The organism is Brevibacterium permense, from assembly GCF_025506275.1.
In the GTDB taxonomy this organism is placed as follows: Bacteria; Actinomycetota; Actinomycetes; order Actinomycetales; family Brevibacteriaceae; genus Brevibacterium; species Brevibacterium permense_A.
The window spans coordinates 23,317-42,798 of record NZ_QYCP01000083.1; the positions used below are offsets into that span (position 1 = coordinate 23,317).

Sequence of the window (19,482 nt, forward strand, 5' to 3'; positions counted from 1 at the left end):
GTAGCGGTAGTCTTATGGGTGACAGAGTAAGTACACGTCTCTCGGCCTGACCTGGAGACGCAGAACGTTGTGAAAGGCTGCACGTGGATTCTCCGAATCAGTCAGGACCGCAGCGGTCCTGGGCGAAGCGGCTCGGCATTCTGAGCGCCGTGTTGATACCGGCGTTGCTATCGGGTTGCACTAAAGAGCAGATCGCCACAGGATTTTTTCCCGTCGAATCGCAAGGCGCGACGAACCACACGGATGCCTATACAGCGCTGTGGAACGGCGGCTGGATCGCCCTTCTCATCGTGGGCCTCATCGTGTGGGGACTCATCCTGTGGGCCATGGTCGCCTACCGCCGCCGCAAGAACGATCGCGGACTGCCGGTGCAGATGCGCTACAGCATGCCGATCGAAATCCTCTTCACGGTGACTCCGGTCGTCCTCGTCCTCGGCTTCTTCTTCCAGAACGTCCAGGTCATGGAGAAGACGACGGATGACTCCACCCCTGGCGAGCAGGTCATCGAGGTCGCTGCCAAGCAGTGGGCCTGGGACTTCAACTATGAGACCGAAGACGTCTACTACGCCGGCACTCAGGTTGCCCTCGACGGCACCGAAGCCCCCGAGAAGACCGCTCCCGTCCTCTACCTCCCCGTCGACACCGACCTGGAGATCCGCCTGCACTCCCGCGACGTCCTCCACTCCTTCTGGGTTCCCGCCTTCCTCGAGAAGCGCGATATGATCCCCGGCCACGATCAGAGCCTGCATCTGCGTGCCGAGAAGGAAGGCGAGTACGTCGGCAAGTGTGCCGAGCTGTGCGGTGAGTACCACTCGGAGATGCTTTTCAACGTCAAAGTCGTGTCCAAGGAAGAATTCCAGGAGTACACGCAGTCGCTTGCCGATCAGGGCAACACAGGCCAGCTGGGACCGGAGTACGATCGCAACTGGTACCCGAAAGAAGGTGCTGAGAAATGACCGCCACGATGGATCAGGCGGCTCTTGATGCTCCGGTAGTTCCACGGAGCAAGGGCAAGATCATCGTCGACTGGATCACGTCGACGGACCATAAGACGATCGGGTACATGTACCTCATCGGCTCGTTCTTCTTCTTCTGCGTCGGCGGTGTGATGGCGCTCATCATCCGCCTCGAGCTCTTCGAACCCGGGATGCAGATCGTTGAGACCAAGGAACAGTACAACCAGCTGTTCACCATGCACGGCACATTGATGCTGCTGATGTTCGCCACCCCGCTGTTCGCCGGCTTCGCCAATGTCATCATGCCGTTGCAGATCGGCGCTCCGGACGTGGCGTTCCCGCGGCTGAATGCCTTCGCCTTCTGGATGTACCTCTTCGGCAGCCTTGTGGCCATCTCCGGATTCCTCACCCCTCAGGGTGCGGCATCCTTCGGCTGGACCGCCTACGCGCCATTGAGCAATACGACGTTCACACCGGGCGCCGGTGGTAACTTGTGGGTCCTCGGACTCGCCCTGCAGGGCTTCGGAACCATCCTCGGCTCCGTCAACTTCATCACCACTGTGATCACAATGCGCGCCCCCGGCATGACTATGTTCCGCATGCCGATCTTCACCTGGAACGTCCTGGTCACCGGCATCCTCGTGCTCATGGCCTTCCAGCCGCTGGCGGCTGCGCTGCTAGTGCTCGGTTCCGACCGCGTCCTCGGTTCCCATGTGTTCAGTCCGGGCAACGGCGGACCGATACTCTGGCAGCACCTGTTCTGGTTCTTCGGCCACCCCGAGGTCTATGTCATCGCGCTGCCGTTCTTCGGCATCGTCACAGAGATCTTCCCCGTCTTCAGCCGCAAGCCGCTCTTCGGATACAAGGAACTCGTCTTCGCGACAGTAGCCATCGCTGCTCTGTCGGTGACCGTGTGGGCCCACCACATGTACGTCACGGGCGTCGTGGCACTGCCGTTCTTCGCGTTCATGACGATGCTCATCGCAATTCCGACAGGTGTGAAGTTCTTCAACTGGATCGGCACGATGTGGAGAGGCTCGATCACATTCGAGACGCCCATCGTGTGGTCGATCGGCTTCCTCGCGACGTTCCTCTTCGGCGGTCTGACCGGAGTCATCCTGGCCAGCCCGGCCCTCGACCAGCATGTGTCCGACACCTACTTCGTCGTGGCGCACTTCCACTACGTCGTCTTCGGCACCGTCGTGTTCGCGATGTTCGCCGGATTCTACTTCTGGTGGCCGAAGTGGACGGGCAAGATGCTCAACGAGAAGCTCGGACACATCCACTTCTGGATGCTGTTCATCGGCTTCCACGGAACCTTCCTCGTCCAGCACTGGCTGGGTGTCGACGGCATGCCGCGTCGTTACGCCGACTACCTGCCGCAGGACGGCTTCACCTGGATGAACCAGGTGTCGACGGTCGGTTCGCTGCTGCTGGGTCTGTCCATGGTTCCGTTCTTCTGGAACGTGTGGATAACCCACCGCAATGCACCCAAGGTGACGGTCGACGACCCATGGGGCTACGGAGGATCGCTCGAATGGGCAACCTCCTGCCCGCCCCCGCGTCACAACTTCACCTCGCTGCCGCGGATCCGCTCCGAACGTCCTGCCTTCGACCTCAACCACCCCGAGCTGCTTGAGTACAGCGGTCACGGTCAGGCAGAACCCCAGCTCACAGGAGACAATGCCAAATGAAGTCATCGATCTACGTCTTCAACCTCTGCGGCCTGTTCTTCATCGCAGTCGGGATCTTCTACGGCTTCTTCACCGACTTCACCGAGCTCGTCGGATTCCCGGCGCTGCTCCTCGTCGGACTGATGGCCCTGATGATCGGCGTGTACCTCTGGCTGACGGATCGACGCGTCGGTCGTCAGCCTCAGGACAACGACGACGCCGAGATCTCCGACGCCGATGCCGACTACGGTATGTTCAGCCCGTGGAGCTGGTGGCCGATCGTCAGTGCGGGTGCCGCCGCCGTCGCATTCTACGGAATCGCCATGGGTTGGTGGATCTTCCCGTTCGGTGTCGTGCTCGGCATCGTTGCTCTGGTCGGTCTCACCTACGAACACGATCGCGGCGATTTCGCCCACTGATTCAGTGATCTGATCGCCCGGCCACTGTGGCCCGGACTCAAGTCGAGTCCGGGCCACAGTGCTATTCACAGAACTTCTGGCGGGCCTGTTTCGCCGGGATTTTCGCCGAGGTTGGTGACTGAATGAGGTCTGTGCCGGTGTGGCTGGCGGACGCATACGTGGTCCACTGCGGCCCCATATGTACCTCCGCAGGGTAACACTTCTGCCGTTCGCAGCCGGGGCTAGCGGAGGAATGCTCTTCCGGAGCAAGCGGCGGACTGCTGTTTGGTCTAGGTTGTTCTGAACTCATCACTTTCTTCGGTGAGCATTTCAGAATATTCAGTATCAATTCGACAGAGCACACCGCGAGGAAGGAGGCGTTGTGCCGACGCAATCGCCAAGAGCAACATCAGGTCCACCACTGTTCGCGGCGAGCGTCCACGGGGGCTCCGGCGCCAGCGAGTGTATGACTGGAGCCTGACTCTTATGCAGTCGTTGAGATGTCAGATAAGTGTGGACGAACCGAATCCGTGCAGTCGCCTCGACACGTGGAATCCACTAGGGCGGACGCAGTCGCAGCCGGAGACGACTCTAGGCTGAAGAAAGCCCTGGTGACACTCGTTCGCTGGCCACGCTGTGGCAGTGAGTCACTGTACCGCTCAGCTCATTCTCATTCTGCCAAGCGTGGGGCCGATGAGCCTAGATCGGCAGTCGCGGCTTTCAGAGCAGCTATGCGGCGCCAGGCAACGGGCAGGGGAGAGGCAGAGCTCTCATAGCCTTCGGCGGGTGTTCCGATTCGCGGAGAATCGGATCGGATCGACACGACACTATTTCGATCAACTCGTTAGCGGCGCAATCCAGGTGGTGCGGCCCATAGCGAGCAGGGCCTGAGACCGACAGGCTCAGGTGCAGATCTCCACGTCAGGAGGCGGAGGGCGGAGTACGCGACGGGGAGTGACGAGTGACCGCCTCTTCTGTGAATGGAGCGAGGGGCTCAGCAGTTGAACTGCTGAGCCCCTCATATCTGGCGTGGCGAACCTGTCAGTGTCCGAGTTCCTTGTTGTTCGAACCCTCGACAGCGTCATGGTCGTGGTGCGAAGCTTCGAGTTCCTGCTTCGTCACCGGAGCCACACGATCTTCGAAGAAGAAGCGAGACAGACGTGCGCGCAGCTTCTCCATCCCCGTGATCTTGCCGTCGGCATTCGGCTCGGCCGGTACGTAGGCCGGCGACTCGAACGCGGTGATCTTCCACAGCTTGTGCGGGGGAAGAGCCTCGTGACGTTCGAGGAACTCACCGTGGGGCAGACGGATGATATGGGCCGTCTCCCGTCCGTGCAGAGCGATCTCACGGTCCTTGCGCTGAAGCGCGAGGCACATGCGCTTGGTGATGATGTAGCCGATTATCGGTCCGAAGAAGAACACGAAGCGGAAGATGTAGATCATGTCGTTGAGCGACATCTGGAAGAACACTGCGATGATGTCACCCGATGCAGCCGCCCACATGTTGCAGTAGAAGATGATTCCTGCAACACCGATGGCGGTACGAGTCGGGTTGTTGCGCGGACGATCGAGGATGTGGTGTTCCCGATGGTCCTTCTGCAGCCACGCCTCGAAGAACGGGTAGATGAACATGACAGCGAACACGCCGCCCATGACGATCACGGCACTGTTGATGTTGAGCGAGATCGGCCATCCGAAGATGTAGAACTCGAACCAGCCCGGAACGATGCGGAGGAATCCGTCGGCCCAGCCGATGTACCAGTCAGGCTGGGTACCAGCCGAGACGGGCGAGGGGTCATACGGACCGTAGTTCCAGATCGGGTTGATCGTGAACAGAGCCGAGATCAGCGAGAGCAGACCGAAGATGAGGAAGAAGAATCCTCCGCCCTTGGCCGCGAAGGTCGGCAGAACAGGTTCTCCGACGACGTTCTTCTCGGTGTTTCCAGCACCAGGGTACTGAGTGTGCTTGTGCACGACGACGAACATCAGGTGGATGCCGATGAGTGCGATGAGCAGAGCCGGCACGATCATGATGTGCAGGGTGTAGAGGCGGGCCACGATGTCGATGCCCGGGAACTCTCCACCGAAGAGGAAGAACGAGATATAGGTTCCGACGAGCGGCAGCGACTTCAGGATGCCGTCGATGATTCGCAGGCCGTTGCCCGACAGCAGATCATCGGGGAGCGAGTAGCCGGTGAAGCCGGCAGCCATGCCCATGATGACGAGCAGAACACCGACGACCCAGTTGAGCTCACGCGGACGGCGGAAGGCACCGGTGAAGAACACGCGGAGCATGTGGACGCTCAATGCGGCGACGAAGAGCAGCGCGCCCCAGTGGTGCATCTGTCGGATGAACAGACCGCCGCGGATCTCTAGGGAGATCGCGAGTGTCGAATCATAGGCTTCGGAGATCTCGACGCCGCGCAGCGGCAGCCAGGGTCCGTCGTAGTGCAGTTCGCCCATGGCCGGCTGGAAGAAGAACGTGAGGAACGTTCCGGACAGAACGACGATGATGAAGCTGTAGAGAGCAACCTCGCCGAGCATGAACGACCAGTGGGAGGGGAAGATCTTGCGACCGAACTCGCGCACGAGGACAGATGCCCCGACGCGGGTTTCGGCGAAGTTCGCCGCCTTCCCGATGGTGGTGGTTGGCTGTGTAGTACTCATGGGTGGTTGATCTCCCAGAACGTAGGTCCGACAGGCTCAGGGAAGTCCGACTGGGCAACCAGGTAGCCTTCGCTGTCCACGGTGATGGGCAGCTGAGGAAGCGGTCGTTTGGCCGGTCCGAAGATGACCTTGCAGTGTTCCGTCACGTCGAAGGTCGACTGGTGGCAGGGACACAGCAGGTGGTGCGTCTGGTGCTCGTACAGTGCGACGGGGCAGCCGACGTGAGTGCAGATCTTCGAGTAGGCGACGATTCCGTCGTGCGACCAGTCCTTGCGATCCGGATCCTCTTTGAGTTCCTTGGGATCGATGCGCATGAGAAGCACGGCCGCTTTGGCCTTCTCGTTCAGCGGGTGCTCGCTGGCCTCCTCGTCGCCGATGCCCGAAGGCAGGACGTGGTAGGCCGAGCCGATTGTGACTTCGTCAGCCTTGATCGGACGTTCGGAATCCACCGAGGGGATTCCGCCGACGTCGCGGATGAGGCGAGTGCCCTTCTGCCAGAGCGTGTTGAACATCTTGTCGCCCGGCAGCGGACCGAGGTCGCGGAAGACGAGAACTGCCGGCAGCGGCGCGATCGCCAGAGCGGCGATGAGCGTATTGCGCAGCAGTGGACGGCGGGCGATGCCCGACTCTTCCTTGGCCTGGTGGAGGATCTCGAGCGCAATCGCCTGATCCTCTTCGCTGCCGCCGATGTCATGGCGTTCGTCGATGCCCTCGTGATCGCTCATGAGGTTCTTGGCCCAGAGCACTGCACCGAAGCCGATGGAGAACATCGCGACAGCGGCGCCGAGGCCGACGAACATGTTGTGAAGGCGGATGCTCTGCATCGATTCGCCCGGGGTGAACAGGAAGTACGCCACGATGAACCAGATGGTTCCGATCATCGAGAGGATGAACCAGGCGGCTACCTGTCGTTCGGCGACTTTCTCGGCGCGCGGGTCCGAGTCGGCCAGGCGCGGTTTGTGCTCGGGCAGACCTGGGTTCGTGAACCCGTTCAACTCCTCGAGCTGGCTGCCGCCGCCGGAGTGCTCTTTCGAGGTCATTGAATTCCCCGTCTATTCTCGTAATTGATGGTGAACGACACTGTCAGCCTCACTTGGCCCTGGATGACAGCCACACTGTCAGACCGATGACGGCAGCAAGTCCGAAGAACCAGATGAACAGGCCCTCTGCCACTGGGCCCAGCGATCCGAGCTTGAAGCCGCCGGGGGAGGGGTTGTCCGAGACTTCCTTGACGTAGGCGATGACATCGCGCTTGTCTTCGGGAGTCAGGTTCGCGTCGTTGAAGATCGGCATGTTCTGGGGGCCGGTCTGCATCGCTTCGTAGAGGTGCTTCTCAGATACTTCGGACAGGTTCGGTGCGTACTTGCCGCGGGTCAGCGCACCTCCGGAGCCGACCACGTTGTGGCACATGGCGCAGTTGGTGCGGAACAGACCGCCGCCGGCAGCGGGGTCCCCCTTCGAAGCATCGAGGTACTCGTCTTCGGGAACTGCCGGCCCGGGGCCGAGCGAAGCAACGTAGGCCGCGATCTGAGCGGTCTGCTCTTCGTCGAACTGCGGTTCCTTGACGCGAGCCTGCGGGCCGTTGGCCTGCAGCGGCATGCGTCCGGTTCCGACCTGGAAGTCCACTGCAGCAGCACCGACGCCGATGAGGCCGGGACCGGCCTTCGAGCCTTCGGCGTTCATGCCGTGACAGGTGGCACAGTTTGCCGCGAAGAGTTTCTTGCCTTCTTCGATATCAGAGGCGCTGGCTGTGTCCGCCTTGGCGCTCGAAGTCTGCGTGAAGAGTGCATAGGCTCCGCCGGTCAGCAGCAGTCCCACGAGAAGAAGCGCGACCAGCGCCATGGGATGTCTGCGGCGATCTGCTAGAAGCTTCACTTGATCGTCCTTTGCTTGAAGTGTTGTGAGTCCTGGGCGCCGAGCATCTCGGGCCGGCTACTGGAGCAGGTAGATGACGCCGAACAGACCGATCCAGACGACATCGACGAAGTGCCAGTAGTAGGACACGCAGATTGCGAATGTGGCTTCATGGTGACCGAACTTCTTCGCTCCGTAGGCGCGTCCGATGACGAGCAGGAAGCAGATGAGTCCGATGGTCACGTGAATGCCGTGGAAGCCCGTGGTCAGATAGAAGACGGAACCGTAGCCGTCGGAGCTGATCGAGATGCCCTCGCTGACGAGGGTCGCGTACTCCATGACCTGACCGGAGACGAAGATCGCGCCCAAGGCGAAGGTGAGGTAGAACCACTCGACCATTCCCCATTTGGCGATGTTGAACAGCGACCCGGTCCGCCGGGGGCGGAACCGCTCGGCAGCGAACACACCGATCTGGCAGGTGAACGAAGACGACACCAGGATCAACGTGTTGCCGAGAGCGTAGGGGATGTCGAGGATCTGGGTCCTCGCCTCCCACAGCTCCGGAACAACGGACCGGACGGTGAAGTACATGGCGAAGAGCGCGGCAAAGAACATCAGGTCGCTCGCGAGGAACACGATGAAGCCCACCGTGGTCACATTCGGACGATTGACAACCGGATGTGCTGGCGCTGTTTGAGATGCAGTGGCAGTTGACACAACCCCATTATTACCCGTCTCGGGGTGAGTTTTCATCTTTTACCCAGGTTTCGAGAAAGAAATTTCTACACGACGTAGCAAAAACCGCGATCTGGTGCCGAAATCTCGTTTCGGATGCCGCTTCGGCCCGCGTGTCGAAGTCGCGATAGTATGCCGCAGGTAAGGTCCGCCCTGAGCTTCAGGGCGGCGTCAGCCCCTAGTGAGAGTTCAGACGGATGACCGATTCCACGCCCATGACCACCCCGGCAGCTCAGGCTTCCGGGGCCCGCACCACGGTTCCGGCGACCGCTGAGAACTGGCCCGACCTGCTCATGGCTCTCATGCACCAGCAGGACCTCGATGGCGTTCAGGCGGCTTGGGCGATGGATCAGATCATGTCGGGCAATACCCCGGATGTGACAATGGCCGCATTTCTCGCCGCACACCATACGAAGGGCGAGACGGTCGAGGAGATCGCCGGCCTCGTGGCGGCCATGATGGATCATGCCGTTCCCTTGCCGGGGCTGGAAGACTCTGTCGACATCGTCGGCACCGGAGGCGACCGCGCGAAGACGGCGAACATCTCGTCGACCGCGGCCATGATCATCTCCGCCACCGGACAGCGGGTCGTCAAGCACGGAAACCGCGCGACATCCTCGGCGTCGGGATCGGCCGACGTGCTCGAAGCCCTCGGCGTGCGGTTCGACATCACACCCGAACAGACAGGTCAGATCGCCCAAGAGGTCGGACTGGCCTTCTGCTTCGCCAACGTGTTCCACCCGTCGATGCAGTTCGTCGCTGCAGTGCGGCGCCAGATCAACGTCCCCACCGCGTTCAACATCCTCGGCCCTCTGACGAACCCGGCTCGGGCCAGGCATACGGCCATCGGCGTCGCCGATGCCCAGATGGCCCCGCTCGTCGTCGGCACGCTGGCCAAACGCGGGCACCAGGCCGTGGTCTTCCGGTCACGCGACGGTCTCGACGAGTTGAGCAACACCGATGTCAACGATGTGTGGGAAGTCCGTCACGGCGAGATCGAACACACGACGTTCGACGCCCTCGACCTCGGCATCGAGCGGGCGACGAAGGACGATCTGCGCGGCGGCGGCCCGAATGAGAACGCGGCCATCACGCGCGCGGTCCTCGACGGCGAACGATCGGCCGTGCGCGACATCGTGGCCATCAACGCCGCGGCGGCGCTCGTCGCCGCCGACGAGTCGGCTGTGGGCACCTTCACGGAGCGTTTGGCCCTCAAACTCGAAACTGCGGTGGCGACGATCGACAACGGGGGCGGCGCGGACAAGCTCCAGCAGCTCATCGACGTCTCACACAGAGTCGCTGAGACGAACCGCTCCTGAGCTGCGTGCATGGCTGGTCGCTCCCTGACGGGGCAGCGACCAGCCATGATCGCCTGCGGGCGTCACAGAGACGAGCTCGGCGGTCTCCAGCCAGCCGGCCAGCAGACGCGACTCCTCCGGGAGCGAGTCGGTCTCCTGCGGCAGCGCTCCGGGGGCAGGGACCCATTCGGCCGTCGAACTCAGCGCCGACAGGGAATCTCCCATGGCTTGTCTGGTCGACACATGGCCGGCGGCGGCGAGTTTCCCGTGGCGGATGATCGCCAGATCCCAGCCGGAGTCGAAACCGGGGGCCGCCGCAATCAGTTCGGGAACTCTCCGCAAGGCCGTCACCTGTTCGGCTCGCGCCGCGATGGACACTGCCGAGCGCATTGAGTCACGGACCTCGGCGGCCGTTTCGAACCGGGCTTCTCCTGACAGTCGCTGCATCCGCTCAGCGGCCAAGCGCTGCAGTGAGGACAGGTCCCCATCGAGCAGAGCGAAGAGCTCGCGGATCGAGTTCCGGTAGTCATCGACATCGGTGATCCCCGCGCAGGGACCGCCGCACTGACCGACCTGTGCACTCACACAGGGACGATGTTCGCCGAGGCTGCGCTGCGTGACCGCTGCCGTGCACCTCTTGACGGGGTAGAGGGTGTCGAGGAGTTCCTTGACGGCCTGTGCCGACTTCCGTGAACGGAACGGTCCCAGCGGCGGAGCGGGGGAGCGTTCGAGCGCCGAGTTCGCCCGAACCACCGACAGTCGGGGGAAGAGCTCATCGCTGAGGACTATCCAGGAATTGCGTTCCGGGTTCTTCGACCGTCGGTTGTACGGCGGCGCCAACTCTCCGATGAGGCGGATCTCGCGGACTTCGGCTTCCAGCGCGTGGGCGCAGGGCAGACAGCTGACCTCCTGTGCCGCTGTGATCATCTCGGCCATGCGGCCACGGTTCTCCGAGGCGTTGAAGTACCCGCGCACCCGCCTGGCCATATTTCCGGACTTGCCGATGTAGAGCACACGGCGAGTGCCGTCGAGGAACATGTAGACGCCGGGCTCCGCGGGAACGCCCCTGGCCAGATGGGATTTGGCCTGTCGCTTCGCCCACCCCGACTGCCTGACGGTCGACAGCTCCTCCAGCGTCGTCACTCCGTAGCCGCCGAAGCGTTCGAACAGATGGTGGAGGACCTCGCCGGTCGCTCGCGCATCGGAGAGCGCACGGTGATCGGGCTCGACCTGCGTGCCGAAATGAGCGGCGAGCGTCGAGAGTTTGTGGTTGCGCACTTCGTCGCGTCCGACGACGCGCCGGGCCAGCGTGACGGTATCGAGGACTGTAGGCGCCGGCCAATGGTAGTCGAGACGTTCACAGGCCGAGCGGAGGAATCCGATGTCGAAGGGCGCATTGTGTGCGACCAGCACCGCACCGACGGAGAATTCCAGAAAACTCGGCAGAACCGAGCTGATCGGAGGTGCGTCATCGACCATCGCATGAGTGATGCCGGTGAGCCGGGCGACGAATGGGCTGATCACGGAGTGTTCCGGTTTGACCAGGGTCTGGAACTCGCCGATGACCTCGCCGCCGAGAGTCTTGACCGCGCCGATCTCGGTGATCTCCGATTGCCCGGCTCGGGTGCCCGTCGTTTCGAGGTCGACGATGACGAAGGTGACGTCGGACAGGGGAGTTCCGAGGCTGTCGAATGACAGCTGAGTGTTGTGCAGTGCGCTGGGCGCGCGGTCGAACGGGACGGTCATGATGCACAGTCTCTCAGGAGTCGCTGACACAAAGCGGTCAGCATCGCTCACACCGAGGATCCGTCGCCGTCGTCGGCGGAACGATGGCTCGGCAGATGGAAGAACAGACCGACCGCGCCGCCGATGCCGACCGCCAGACCGATGAGCAGGTACCACCCCGGCAGCGGCCTGAAGAAGATCACGCCGATGAGCAGGAGCACGACCGCGCCGAGAGCCGCGGCCCAGGACAGCACCAGAGTGGGCGAAGCGGTGCGCCACCCGATCGGCTCCGCCGGTTCGCGCTCCCAATGCTCGGTGTCCTCGAGTGCGTCGCGAACATCCTCGGCGGGCATATCACCCGTCGTCGCCGAGGGTTCGGCGATCTGCCGGACGAGGTCGTCCCATTCTTCGTCGCTGATGCGCGATCGGTCGTGCCCGATCCTCTCCGGATCGGGTACCTCACCTCGCCAGTCCTCCCGGCCCTCGTCGTCGGGAGTCGAAGCGGTGCCCTCGTCGTTCATACCTGAGTCAGCAATTCCGCGGCCTCAGCTATTCCCCGGTCTCGGACTGCCGTGGCACGGCAGTTTCGGTGGAGACCGCCTGCAGGACCGCCTCCGCGATGGATTTCGCATCGAAGTCGAGGGTCGCCACATGGCGGGATCGGCGGAGGGCGACTATCCTCGGCGGGTGCGGAAGGTTCGATCTCAGCGCACGCAGCGTCCGCGGACTCACGACATTGTCCTCACCGGAGACCATGGCAGTGACGGGACAGTTGACTTTCCACAGATCGTCGCGCAGAGTCCGCAGCGCACGATGGAACGTGGCCAGGGGAGCCACCGGCGTCCGTTCATAGGCGTACTCGTCGCGGTCCGGGTGCGCGATGTCGCCGCCGATCGACGGGATCGTGCGCACGACGTGCCTGAGCACCGGCAGCAGGGGAGCGAAGGGAGAGTCGATGTAGAGAGCAGGATTGACCACGACGATCTCGTCGGGCGCTCCCTCTGCCGCCGCCAGGGCAAGTGCCAGGGCTCCACCCATCGACAGACCGGCGACGACGACACGCTCGTGGTCGGCCTGCAGCCGACCCATCTCGGTGCGCGCCTCGCCGAGCCAGTCGGACCACCCCGTAGCGTCCATGTCCTGCCATGAGGTGCCGTGCCCGGGCAGCTGGGGGACGCTGACGTCGACGCCCTCCGCCGCGAGCGCGCGGGCGATCGGCACCCAGGAGACGGGCGAACCGGTGAGTCCGTGCAGGAAGAGGACAGCGGAGGCTGAACCGCTGTCGAGGCTGCAATAGGCGGCCGTCGGATCCGCCCCGAGTGTGAAATCGATCTCCATGCTCCCAGCATGGCACGGATGAGTCCAAGACAGACTTCGCTGTTCACCGTTCGTGTCGATATATGATTGCCGAGGACGACAAAGAGTCGTAATCGGAAGGGTGCGCGTGATCTACTGGTTTCTCAAGCGAGTCCTCGCCGGACCCATCCTGCGGATCCTCTTCCGCCCGTGGGTGCGGGGCCTGGACAATCTGCCGTCCGAGGGCCCGGCGATCATCGCCGGAAACCACAACCACTTCATGGACTCGATCTTCGTTCCGCTGCTCGCTCCGCGTCCCGTCGTCTATCTGGCGAAGAAGGACTACTTCACCGGTCGCGGAATCAAGGGTGCGGTGACTCGATGGTTCTTTAAGCTGAACAATCAGCTGCCCATGGACCGCGGCGGCGGATCGGGATCTCAGGCTTCGCTCGAATCGGGTCTGAAGGTTCTCCGTGAGGGAAACTCGCTGGGCATCTATCCCGAAGGCACTCGCTCGCCCGACGGGAAGCTCTATCGCGGACGTACCGGCATTGCGCGTCTCGTCCTCGAGTCCGGCGCGCCAGTGGTTCCAGTGGCGATCATCGGCACGGACAAGCTGCAGCCTGCCGGTCGCCTCGTTCCCAAGCTCCGGCGTGTCGGAGTCGTCTTCGGCGCACCGATGGACTTCTCGAAGTATTCGGGTCTTCCTGTCGACCGTTTCATGCTGCGGTCGGTCACCGACGAGATCATGTACGAGATCATGCGCCTGTCCGGACAGGAATACGTCGACACCTATGCGTCGACGGTCAAAACCAGGCTGCTGACGAGCGCCAAGCCGAAGAAGGCGGATCCTCCGAGCCGGGCTGAACCGAAATCAGACGGCGAAAGCCCGTCGAACTAGGCTCTTCGGACCCCGGCTCCTTCCGCTCCGAGTCGCCTGAATGACATCCATGTGACATGTTCGAATACTGCGGTAACGGCGACACGCGGAAATTGTTACCTCGAGATGTTTGTCCTGGCGGGGACGGCAGAATAACTTGGAGTTGTTGAATCCCACTGTAGGTTCGCTGGGAAGAGGGCTAGAATGACTATGTTCTCGGTCCTTCCAAGCGACCTTCGCTTCCCCCAGGGACTTTAAGGAGGAGTCGGTGTGAACCGCTCAAGTCATGAAAGCGTCGACATGACGCCGATGCCGTCAGCAGCCCAAGGGCTGCTGTTCGATGATGATCTGCCCGTACTCGATGAAGAGGCCGGCTACCGCGGTCCCACCGTCTGCAAGGTCGTCGGCATCAGCTATCGTCGCCTCGATTACTGGGCGCGCACCGATCTGGTGACCCCTTCTATCCGCAACGCGACCGGATCCGGCAGCCAGCGGCTCTACAGCTTCCGTGACATCCTCGTCCTCAAGATCGTCAAGCGACTTCTCGACACCGGCGTCGGACTGCAGTCGATCCGCACCGCGGTTGAGCACCTGCGCTCCCGCGGAGTCGACGATCTCTCTCAGATCACCCTCATGTCCGATGGCGCCAGTGTCTTCGAATGCACCTCGCCTGATGAGGTCGTCGACCTCCTCCAGGGCGGGCAGGGCGTCTTCGGCATCGCCGTCGGCCGCGTCTGGAACGAAGTCGAAGGTTCGCTGTCCGAGTTCCCGAGCGAACGAGTCCCCGAAGACGATGCGGCTCTCGAAGCCATGGATGAGCTCGCCGCCCGTCGCGCACGCAAATCCGGCTGACGGCCGACAGAGTACTCACACCACCACCGAGGCGGTCCGCTCAGTTCGAGCGGACCGCCTCGTTTGTCGTATGGAACGGAAAGGTGAGGTGCAGGTGCCTCGAATGCGTCCGAGGCACCTGGGAACAGAGAACTGCCGTCACGAACCTGAGTTCGCGACGGCAGTCGACGTGTTGGTGGGGGAGCGTGGGCAGCTGGTCGTTCACTTCTTCTCGGGCTGCTGAGCGCCGTTCTTCGCCGGGGCGGCACCGCGCCGACCGCGGATGTTCTCCGAGCGCAGTGCTCGTTCGAGAAGAGCATCGAACGAGCCGGCGACTTCTTCGGCGGGTTTGCCTGGCCAGGAGTGGATCGGACGCGCCGATCCCTGAGCCTGCTGCATGACGGCCCGTTCGGCCAAAGGCGGATTGAGGACGAGAGGACCGAACATCTCACGCATCTCCTGGATGCGATAGTCATGTTCGGTCGAACCGGCACGCACTCGATTGACGACCAGGCCGAGTGGCTGCAGATCGGAAGCACCACGCTGCCGCAGCTCGTCCGTCGCCCGCAGGGCACGGTCGGCAGCCGCTACGGAGAACAGGCTGGGCTCGGTGACGACCGCGACTCGGTTGCTCGCTGACCATGCCGTACGGGTGAGACCGTTGAGGCTGGGCGGACAGTCGATGAGGACGAGTCGGTAGCCTTTCGCGATGCGAGTCAGGGCATCTTCGAGCCGGCGCAGATAGCGCTCGGACAGCGAAGGCCGATCGAATTCCGCGGCACGCGGAGATCCGGAGATCACATCGAGGTGGCCGAGCCTGTCACCGACCCACCCGGAGGGGATGATCGCCTCGGACAGGATCTTCTGGGACTTCGGAGCAGCGAGCACATCGGCGATGTCGACACGCGTCGAGGTCGGCACATCGAGGCCGGTCGACGAGTCCGCCTGCGGGTCCATGTCGACGACCAGGGTGGGAATCCCCCTGTTGTAGGCCGCCGAGGCCAGACCGAGCGTCACGGATGTCTTACCGACTCCGCCTTTGAGGCTGCTGATACTTAGGACAAGCACCCTCCTACGTTAACGTATCGGCGGCTGCCGAGCCGTGCCGACCACGCCGAGACTCACGTCTCAGTCCAAAGTCGACCCCCGGGCGCAGGGGTGTTCCAGGTCACTTGTAGAGTATGTTCCCGACAGCTTGTCGACCAGTCGCCCAGTGCGGCCGATACAGAAGTGAGAGACACCTATGTTCTCTAAAGTCCTCGTGGCCAACCGCGGAGAGATCGCCGTCCGCGCGTTCCGTGCCGCCTATGAGCTCGGAGCCTCCACCGTCGCAGTCTTCCCATATGAGGACCGCAACTCCGAACACCGCATGAAGGCCGACGAAGCCTACATGATCGGTGAGGAGGGGCATCCCGTCCGCGCGTACCTCAGCGTCGAAGAGGTGCTGCGGGTGGCGAAGGAGAGCGGCGCCGACGCCATCTACCCCGGATACGGCTTCCTCTCTGAGAACCCCGATCTCGCACGTGCCTGTGCCGAAGCGGGCATCACCTTCATCGGGCCCAAGGCCGATGTGCTCGAACTGGCCGGAAACAAGGTCCAAGCGCTGGCGGCAGCACGCAATGCGGGCATTCCGGTCCTCGATTCAACACGGCCGTCGGCCGATATCGCACAGCTGCTCGCCGATGCCGAATCGATGGAATACCCCCTCTTCGTCAAGGCCGTCGCCGGCGGCGGTGGTCGCGGAATGCGTCGCGTGGCTCAGGCCTCCGACCTCGAGGACGCTCTCAAGGCCGCCATGCGCGAAGCCGAAGGCGCCTTCGGCGATCCCACGGTCTTCATCGAGCAGGCGGTGCAGCGCCCCCGTCACATCGAGGTCCAGGTGCTTGCCGACAACGACTCAAACGCCATCCACCTCTTCGAACGCGACTGCTCCGTGCAGCGCCGCCACCAGAAGGTCGTGGAAATCGCTCCAGCCCCGAACCTCGATCCCGAGATCGCGGCCGCCCTGCACTCAGATGCCCTGAAGTTCGCAAAGGCGCTGGGCTACCAGAACGCCGGCACCGTGGAATTCCTCCTCGAAACCGACGGTCCGCGCGCCGGCAAGCACGTGTTCATCGAAATGAACCCGCGTGTCCAGGTCGAACACACTGTGACCGAAGAGATCACCGATGTCGACATCGTGGCTTCGCAGATGCGCATCGCCGCCGGGGCCACCCTCGAAGAGATCGGCCTGCGCCAGGACGAGATGCGGATCAAGGGCGCCGCGCTCCAGTGCCGCATCACCACCGAGGATCCCGCGAACTCGTTCCGCCCCGACACCGGTACGATCACCGCTTACCGCTCTGCCGGTGGCGCAGGTGTGCGCCTCGATGGCGGAACCGTCCACGCCGGTGCTGCCGTCAGCCCCCACTTCGACTCGATGCTCGTGAAGCTCTCGTGCCGCGGCCGCGACTTCGCTCAGGCTGTCGGCCGAGCCAAGCGAGCCCTGGCTGAGTTCCGCATCCGCGGCGTATCGTCGAACATCGGCTTCCTGCAAGCTGTCCTCGACGATCCCGAATTCGTCGCCGGAGACCTGTCCACATCCTTCATCGAAGAACGCCCGCAGCTCTTCGACGCTCGAGTGAGCGCCGACCGCGGATCCAAGCTGCTCGACTACCTCGCCGATGTCACGGTCAACCGCCCCCACGGCGAACCGGGCCTGCGCATCCGTCCGGGCGACAAACTCCCGAGCATCGACCTCTCCGCGGCACCCGCAGCGGGCAGCCGCGACCGTCTCGCCGAGCTCGGACCGGAGGGCTTCGCCCGCGCCCTGCGTGAGCAGAGCTCCCTGGCGGTCACGGATACGACGTTCCGCGACGCCCACCAGTCCCTGCTGGCCACCCGTGTGCGCACCCGAGACCTGCTGGCCGTGGCCGGGCACGTCTCCCGGATGACACCCGAACTGCTGAGTATCGAGGCCTGGGGCGGTGCGACCTATGACGTGGCGCTGCGTTTCCTCGGCGAGGATCCATGGGAACGTCTCGAAGCCCTGCGCACCGCGGTGCCCAACATCAACCTGCAGATGCTTCTGCGCGGACGCAACACAGTCGGATACACCCCGTACCCGACCGAGGTCACCGACGCATTCGTCGATGAAGCGGCCCGCACGGGTATCGATATCTTCCGCATCTTCGACGCTCTCAACGACGTCGAGCAGATGCGTCCGGCGATCGAAGCCGTGCGCGGAACGAACACGGCACTGGCCGAGGTGGCCCTGTGCTACACCTCGGATATCCTCGATCCGAAGGAAGAGCTCTACACGCTCGACTACTACCTGCGCTTGGCCGAACAGATCGTTGGCGCCGGAGCTCATGTCCTCGCCATCAAGGACATGGCCGGCCTGCTGCGCCCGGCAGCCACGGTCAAGCTCGTGACTGCTCTGCGGGAGAACTTCGACTTGCCCGTCCACGTCCACACCCACGACACTGCGGGCGGACAGCTGGCCACCCTCTATGCTGCTGCCGCCGCCGGTGCTGATGCCGTCGATGCCGCCTCGGCGGCCATGGCCGGAACCACCAGCCAGCCGAGTCTCTCCGCGCTCGTCGCCGCATTCGAGAACACCGAGCGTGACACCGGCATCAGCCTCGACGCCGTCAGCGACCTCGAACCCTACTGGGAATCGGTGCGCAAGCTCTACGCACCGTTCGAGTCCGGGCTCGCCGGACCGACCGGCCGCGTCTACCGTCACGAGATCCCCGGCGGACAGCTGTCGAACCTGCGTCAGCAGGCCGTCGCACTGGGCCTGGGGGAGCGGTTCGAGGACATCGAGCACATGTACGCGGCCGCGGATTCGATTCTCGGCCATCTCGTCAAGGTCACCCCGTCCTCGAAGGTCGTCGGCGATCTGGCGCTTCACCTCGTCGGCGCCGGAGTTGCGCCCGAGGAGTTCGCGGAGAACCCCGAGAAGTTCGACATTCCGGATTCGGTGATCGGGTTCCTCAACGGCGACCTCGGTGATCCTCCGGGCGGATGGCCCGAGCCGTTCCGCACGAAGGCCCTCGCCGGCCGTTCCGCCAAGCCGCTCACCGAACATCTCGAACCTGCGGATGCCGAAGCACTGCAGACGCCGGGCCGGGACCGGAAGGACAAGCTCAACGAGCTGCTGTTCCCCGGACCGACGAAGGAATTCCAGGCGATGCGCTCAAACTACGGCGACCTCTCCGTCGTCGAGACCTCCGAGTACCTCTACGGTCTCACCAGCGGCGAAGAGCATGCCGTCGAGCTGGCGAAGGGAAAGAACCTGCTCATCGGCGTCCAGGCCATCGGCGGCACTGACGAGCGCGGGATGCGTTCGGTCATGTTCACCCTCAACGGGCAGCTGCGTCCGCTGCAGGTGCGTGACCGCTCCGTCGAAAGCGAAGTCAAGACAGCGGAGAAGGCCGATCCGAACAACAGCGGACATGTCGGCAGCCCGTTCGCCGGAGTTGTGACCATGCAGGTCCACGAGGGCGACAAGGTCTCCGTCGGCGACACCGTAGCCACCATCGAGGCGATGAAGATGGAAGCGACGATCACCACGCAGACGGCCGGAACCGTCTCCCGTGTGGCCATCGCCGATGTCCAGCAGCTCGAAGGCGGAGACCTCGTCGTGGTGATCGATGCCTGAACGCGAGATCCGACTGTGGGGCGACCCCGTGCTCCGCAGCAAGTGCGAACCGGTGACGGTCTTCGACGATCACGTCGAAGCTCTGGCAGCCGACCTCGTCGACACCGCACGGCCCGAGGGCCGTGCGGCGGTCGCCGCTCCGCAGATCGGGGTCGGACTGCGAGCATTCGGCTACGACCTCGACGGTCGCACGGGGTATGTCATCAACCCGGAGATCGTCGAGCTCGGCGGGCAGCTGCGTGATATCGAAGAAGGCTGCCTCTCCGTCCCTGGGCTGTTCTTCCCCACCCCCCGCTACGAATTCGCTCGGGTGCGAGGGGTGGATGCGAAGAATCAGCCGATCGAGATCGAAGGCACGGAAGTCTTCGCCCAGATGCTCCAACACGAGGTGGGGCACCTCGACGGGCAGGTCTACATTCAGACTCTGCCCGGGGAACGCCGGCGGGAGGCCATGAAAGCCATCCGCTCGGCCGATTGGTTCCTCGCCCGAATGCCCTGAGCTGAGTCATTCGCACCCGACCGAC

General features: G+C 63.3%; 16 protein-coding genes. 8 read left to right on the plus strand and 8 right to left on the minus strand.

The window, feature by feature from the left end; genetic code table 11:
* Positions 1 to 83: 83 nt before the first annotated feature.
* The 3 genes from ctaC to D3I60_RS07420 are packed head-to-tail and all read left to right on the plus strand — an operon-like array spanning position 84 to position 3,048.
* Complete coding sequence (gene ctaC, locus D3I60_RS07410) at positions 84 to 956, plus strand: aa3-type cytochrome oxidase subunit II (protein WP_139467187.1); 873 nt, start codon at positions 84 to 86, stop codon at positions 954 to 956.
* Positions 953 to 2,650 (plus strand): aa3-type cytochrome oxidase subunit I, encoded by a 1,698-nt coding sequence (gene ctaD / locus D3I60_RS07415; protein WP_262775496.1) that lies wholly within the window; start codon positions 953 to 955, stop codon positions 2,648 to 2,650. The genes ctaC and ctaD overlap by 4 nt, the downstream gene beginning before the upstream one ends.
* On the plus strand, positions 2,647 to 3,048 hold the full coding sequence (locus tag D3I60_RS07420) for a cytochrome c oxidase subunit 4 (protein WP_139467189.1): 402 nt from the start codon (positions 2,647 to 2,649) through the stop codon (positions 3,046 to 3,048). The genes ctaD and D3I60_RS07420 overlap by 4 nt, the downstream gene beginning before the upstream one ends.
* A gap of 1,020 nt (positions 3,049 to 4,068) precedes the next feature.
* On the opposite strand, the gene qcrB is transcribed toward D3I60_RS07420, so the two are convergent.
* Genes qcrB through ctaE form a run of 4 tightly spaced genes read right to left on the minus strand, consistent with a single transcriptional unit; the run spans position 4,069 to position 8,301 of the window.
* Positions 4,069 to 5,694, minus strand: coding sequence for a cytochrome bc1 complex cytochrome b subunit (gene qcrB, locus D3I60_RS07425; protein WP_262775497.1), 1,626 nt, complete (start codon positions 5,692 to 5,694; stop codon positions 4,069 to 4,071).
* Complete coding sequence (gene qcrA, locus D3I60_RS07430) at positions 5,691 to 6,734, minus strand: cytochrome bc1 complex Rieske iron-sulfur subunit (protein WP_139467191.1); 1,044 nt, start codon at positions 6,732 to 6,734, stop codon at positions 5,691 to 5,693. Before qcrA ends, qcrB begins: the two co-directional genes overlap by 4 nt.
* A gap of 49 nt (positions 6,735 to 6,783) precedes the next feature.
* On the minus strand, positions 6,784 to 7,569 hold the full coding sequence (gene qcrC, locus D3I60_RS07435) for a cytochrome bc1 complex diheme cytochrome c subunit (protein ID WP_101544143.1): 786 nt from the start codon (positions 7,567 to 7,569) through the stop codon (positions 6,784 to 6,786).
* A 57-nt stretch (positions 7,570 to 7,626) separates the two neighbouring features.
* Positions 7,627 to 8,301, minus strand: coding sequence for an aa3-type cytochrome oxidase subunit III (ctaE, locus tag D3I60_RS07440; RefSeq protein WP_172169436.1), 675 nt, complete (start codon positions 8,299 to 8,301; stop codon positions 7,627 to 7,629).
* A 179-nt stretch (positions 8,302 to 8,480) separates the two neighbouring features.
* Here ctaE and trpD point away from each other — a divergent pair, with 179 nt between their 5' ends.
* Positions 8,481 to 9,602: an anthranilate phosphoribosyltransferase gene (gene trpD / locus D3I60_RS07445; protein ID WP_262775498.1), complete on the plus strand. Its 1,122-nt coding sequence runs from the start codon at positions 8,481 to 8,483 to the stop codon at positions 9,600 to 9,602.
* Here the strand turns inward: trpD and D3I60_RS07450 are convergent.
* From D3I60_RS07450 to D3I60_RS07460, 3 genes are read right to left on the minus strand one after another with little or no spacing between them, the layout of a single operon-like run.
* Positions 9,570 to 11,327: a DEDD exonuclease domain-containing protein gene (locus D3I60_RS07450; protein WP_262775499.1), complete on the minus strand. Its 1,758-nt coding sequence runs from the start codon at positions 11,325 to 11,327 to the stop codon at positions 9,570 to 9,572. The genes trpD and D3I60_RS07450 overlap by 33 nt on opposite strands.
* A 47-nt stretch (positions 11,328 to 11,374) precedes the next feature.
* The gene (locus D3I60_RS07455; RefSeq protein WP_262775500.1) at positions 11,375 to 11,827 is read right to left on the minus strand and encodes a hypothetical protein; all 453 of its coding nucleotides are present in this window, start codon (positions 11,825 to 11,827) and stop codon (positions 11,375 to 11,377) included.
* Positions 11,828 to 11,855: 28 nt separating this feature from the next.
* On the minus strand, positions 11,856 to 12,644 hold the full coding sequence (locus tag D3I60_RS07460; protein WP_262775501.1) for an alpha/beta hydrolase: 789 nt from the start codon (positions 12,642 to 12,644) through the stop codon (positions 11,856 to 11,858).
* Positions 12,645 to 12,750: 106 nt separating this feature from the next.
* Here D3I60_RS07460 and D3I60_RS07465 point away from each other — a divergent pair, with 106 nt between their 5' ends.
* Together D3I60_RS07465 and D3I60_RS07470 are read left to right on the plus strand one after the other, a co-directional pair.
* Complete coding sequence (locus D3I60_RS07465; protein ID WP_262775502.1) at positions 12,751 to 13,503, plus strand: lysophospholipid acyltransferase family protein; 753 nt, start codon at positions 12,751 to 12,753, stop codon at positions 13,501 to 13,503.
* A gap of 249 nt (positions 13,504 to 13,752) precedes the next feature.
* Positions 13,753 to 14,334 (plus strand): MerR family transcriptional regulator, encoded by a 582-nt coding sequence (locus D3I60_RS07470; protein WP_101544153.1) that lies wholly within the window; start codon positions 13,753 to 13,755, stop codon positions 14,332 to 14,334.
* A gap of 201 nt (positions 14,335 to 14,535) precedes the next feature.
* Here D3I60_RS07470 and D3I60_RS07475 read toward each other — a convergent pair whose 3' ends face one another.
* Positions 14,536 to 15,381 carry a ParA family protein gene (locus D3I60_RS07475; protein WP_262775503.1) on the minus strand — a complete coding sequence of 282 codons (846 nt, stop codon included), beginning with the start codon at positions 15,379 to 15,381 and terminating at the stop codon, positions 14,536 to 14,538.
* A gap of 175 nt (positions 15,382 to 15,556) precedes the next feature.
* On the opposite strand from D3I60_RS07475, the gene D3I60_RS07480 reads away from it, so the two are divergent.
* Together D3I60_RS07480 and D3I60_RS07485 are read left to right on the plus strand one after the other, a co-directional pair.
* Entirely contained in the window at positions 15,557 to 18,958 is a 3,402-nt protein-coding gene (locus tag D3I60_RS07480; RefSeq protein WP_262775504.1) for a pyruvate carboxylase, read from the plus strand.
* Positions 18,951 to 19,457 (plus strand): peptide deformylase, encoded by a 507-nt coding sequence (locus D3I60_RS07485; protein ID WP_262775505.1) that lies wholly within the window; start codon positions 18,951 to 18,953, stop codon positions 19,455 to 19,457. The genes D3I60_RS07480 and D3I60_RS07485 overlap by 8 nt, the downstream gene beginning before the upstream one ends.
* Positions 19,458 to 19,482 lie beyond the last annotated feature (25 nt).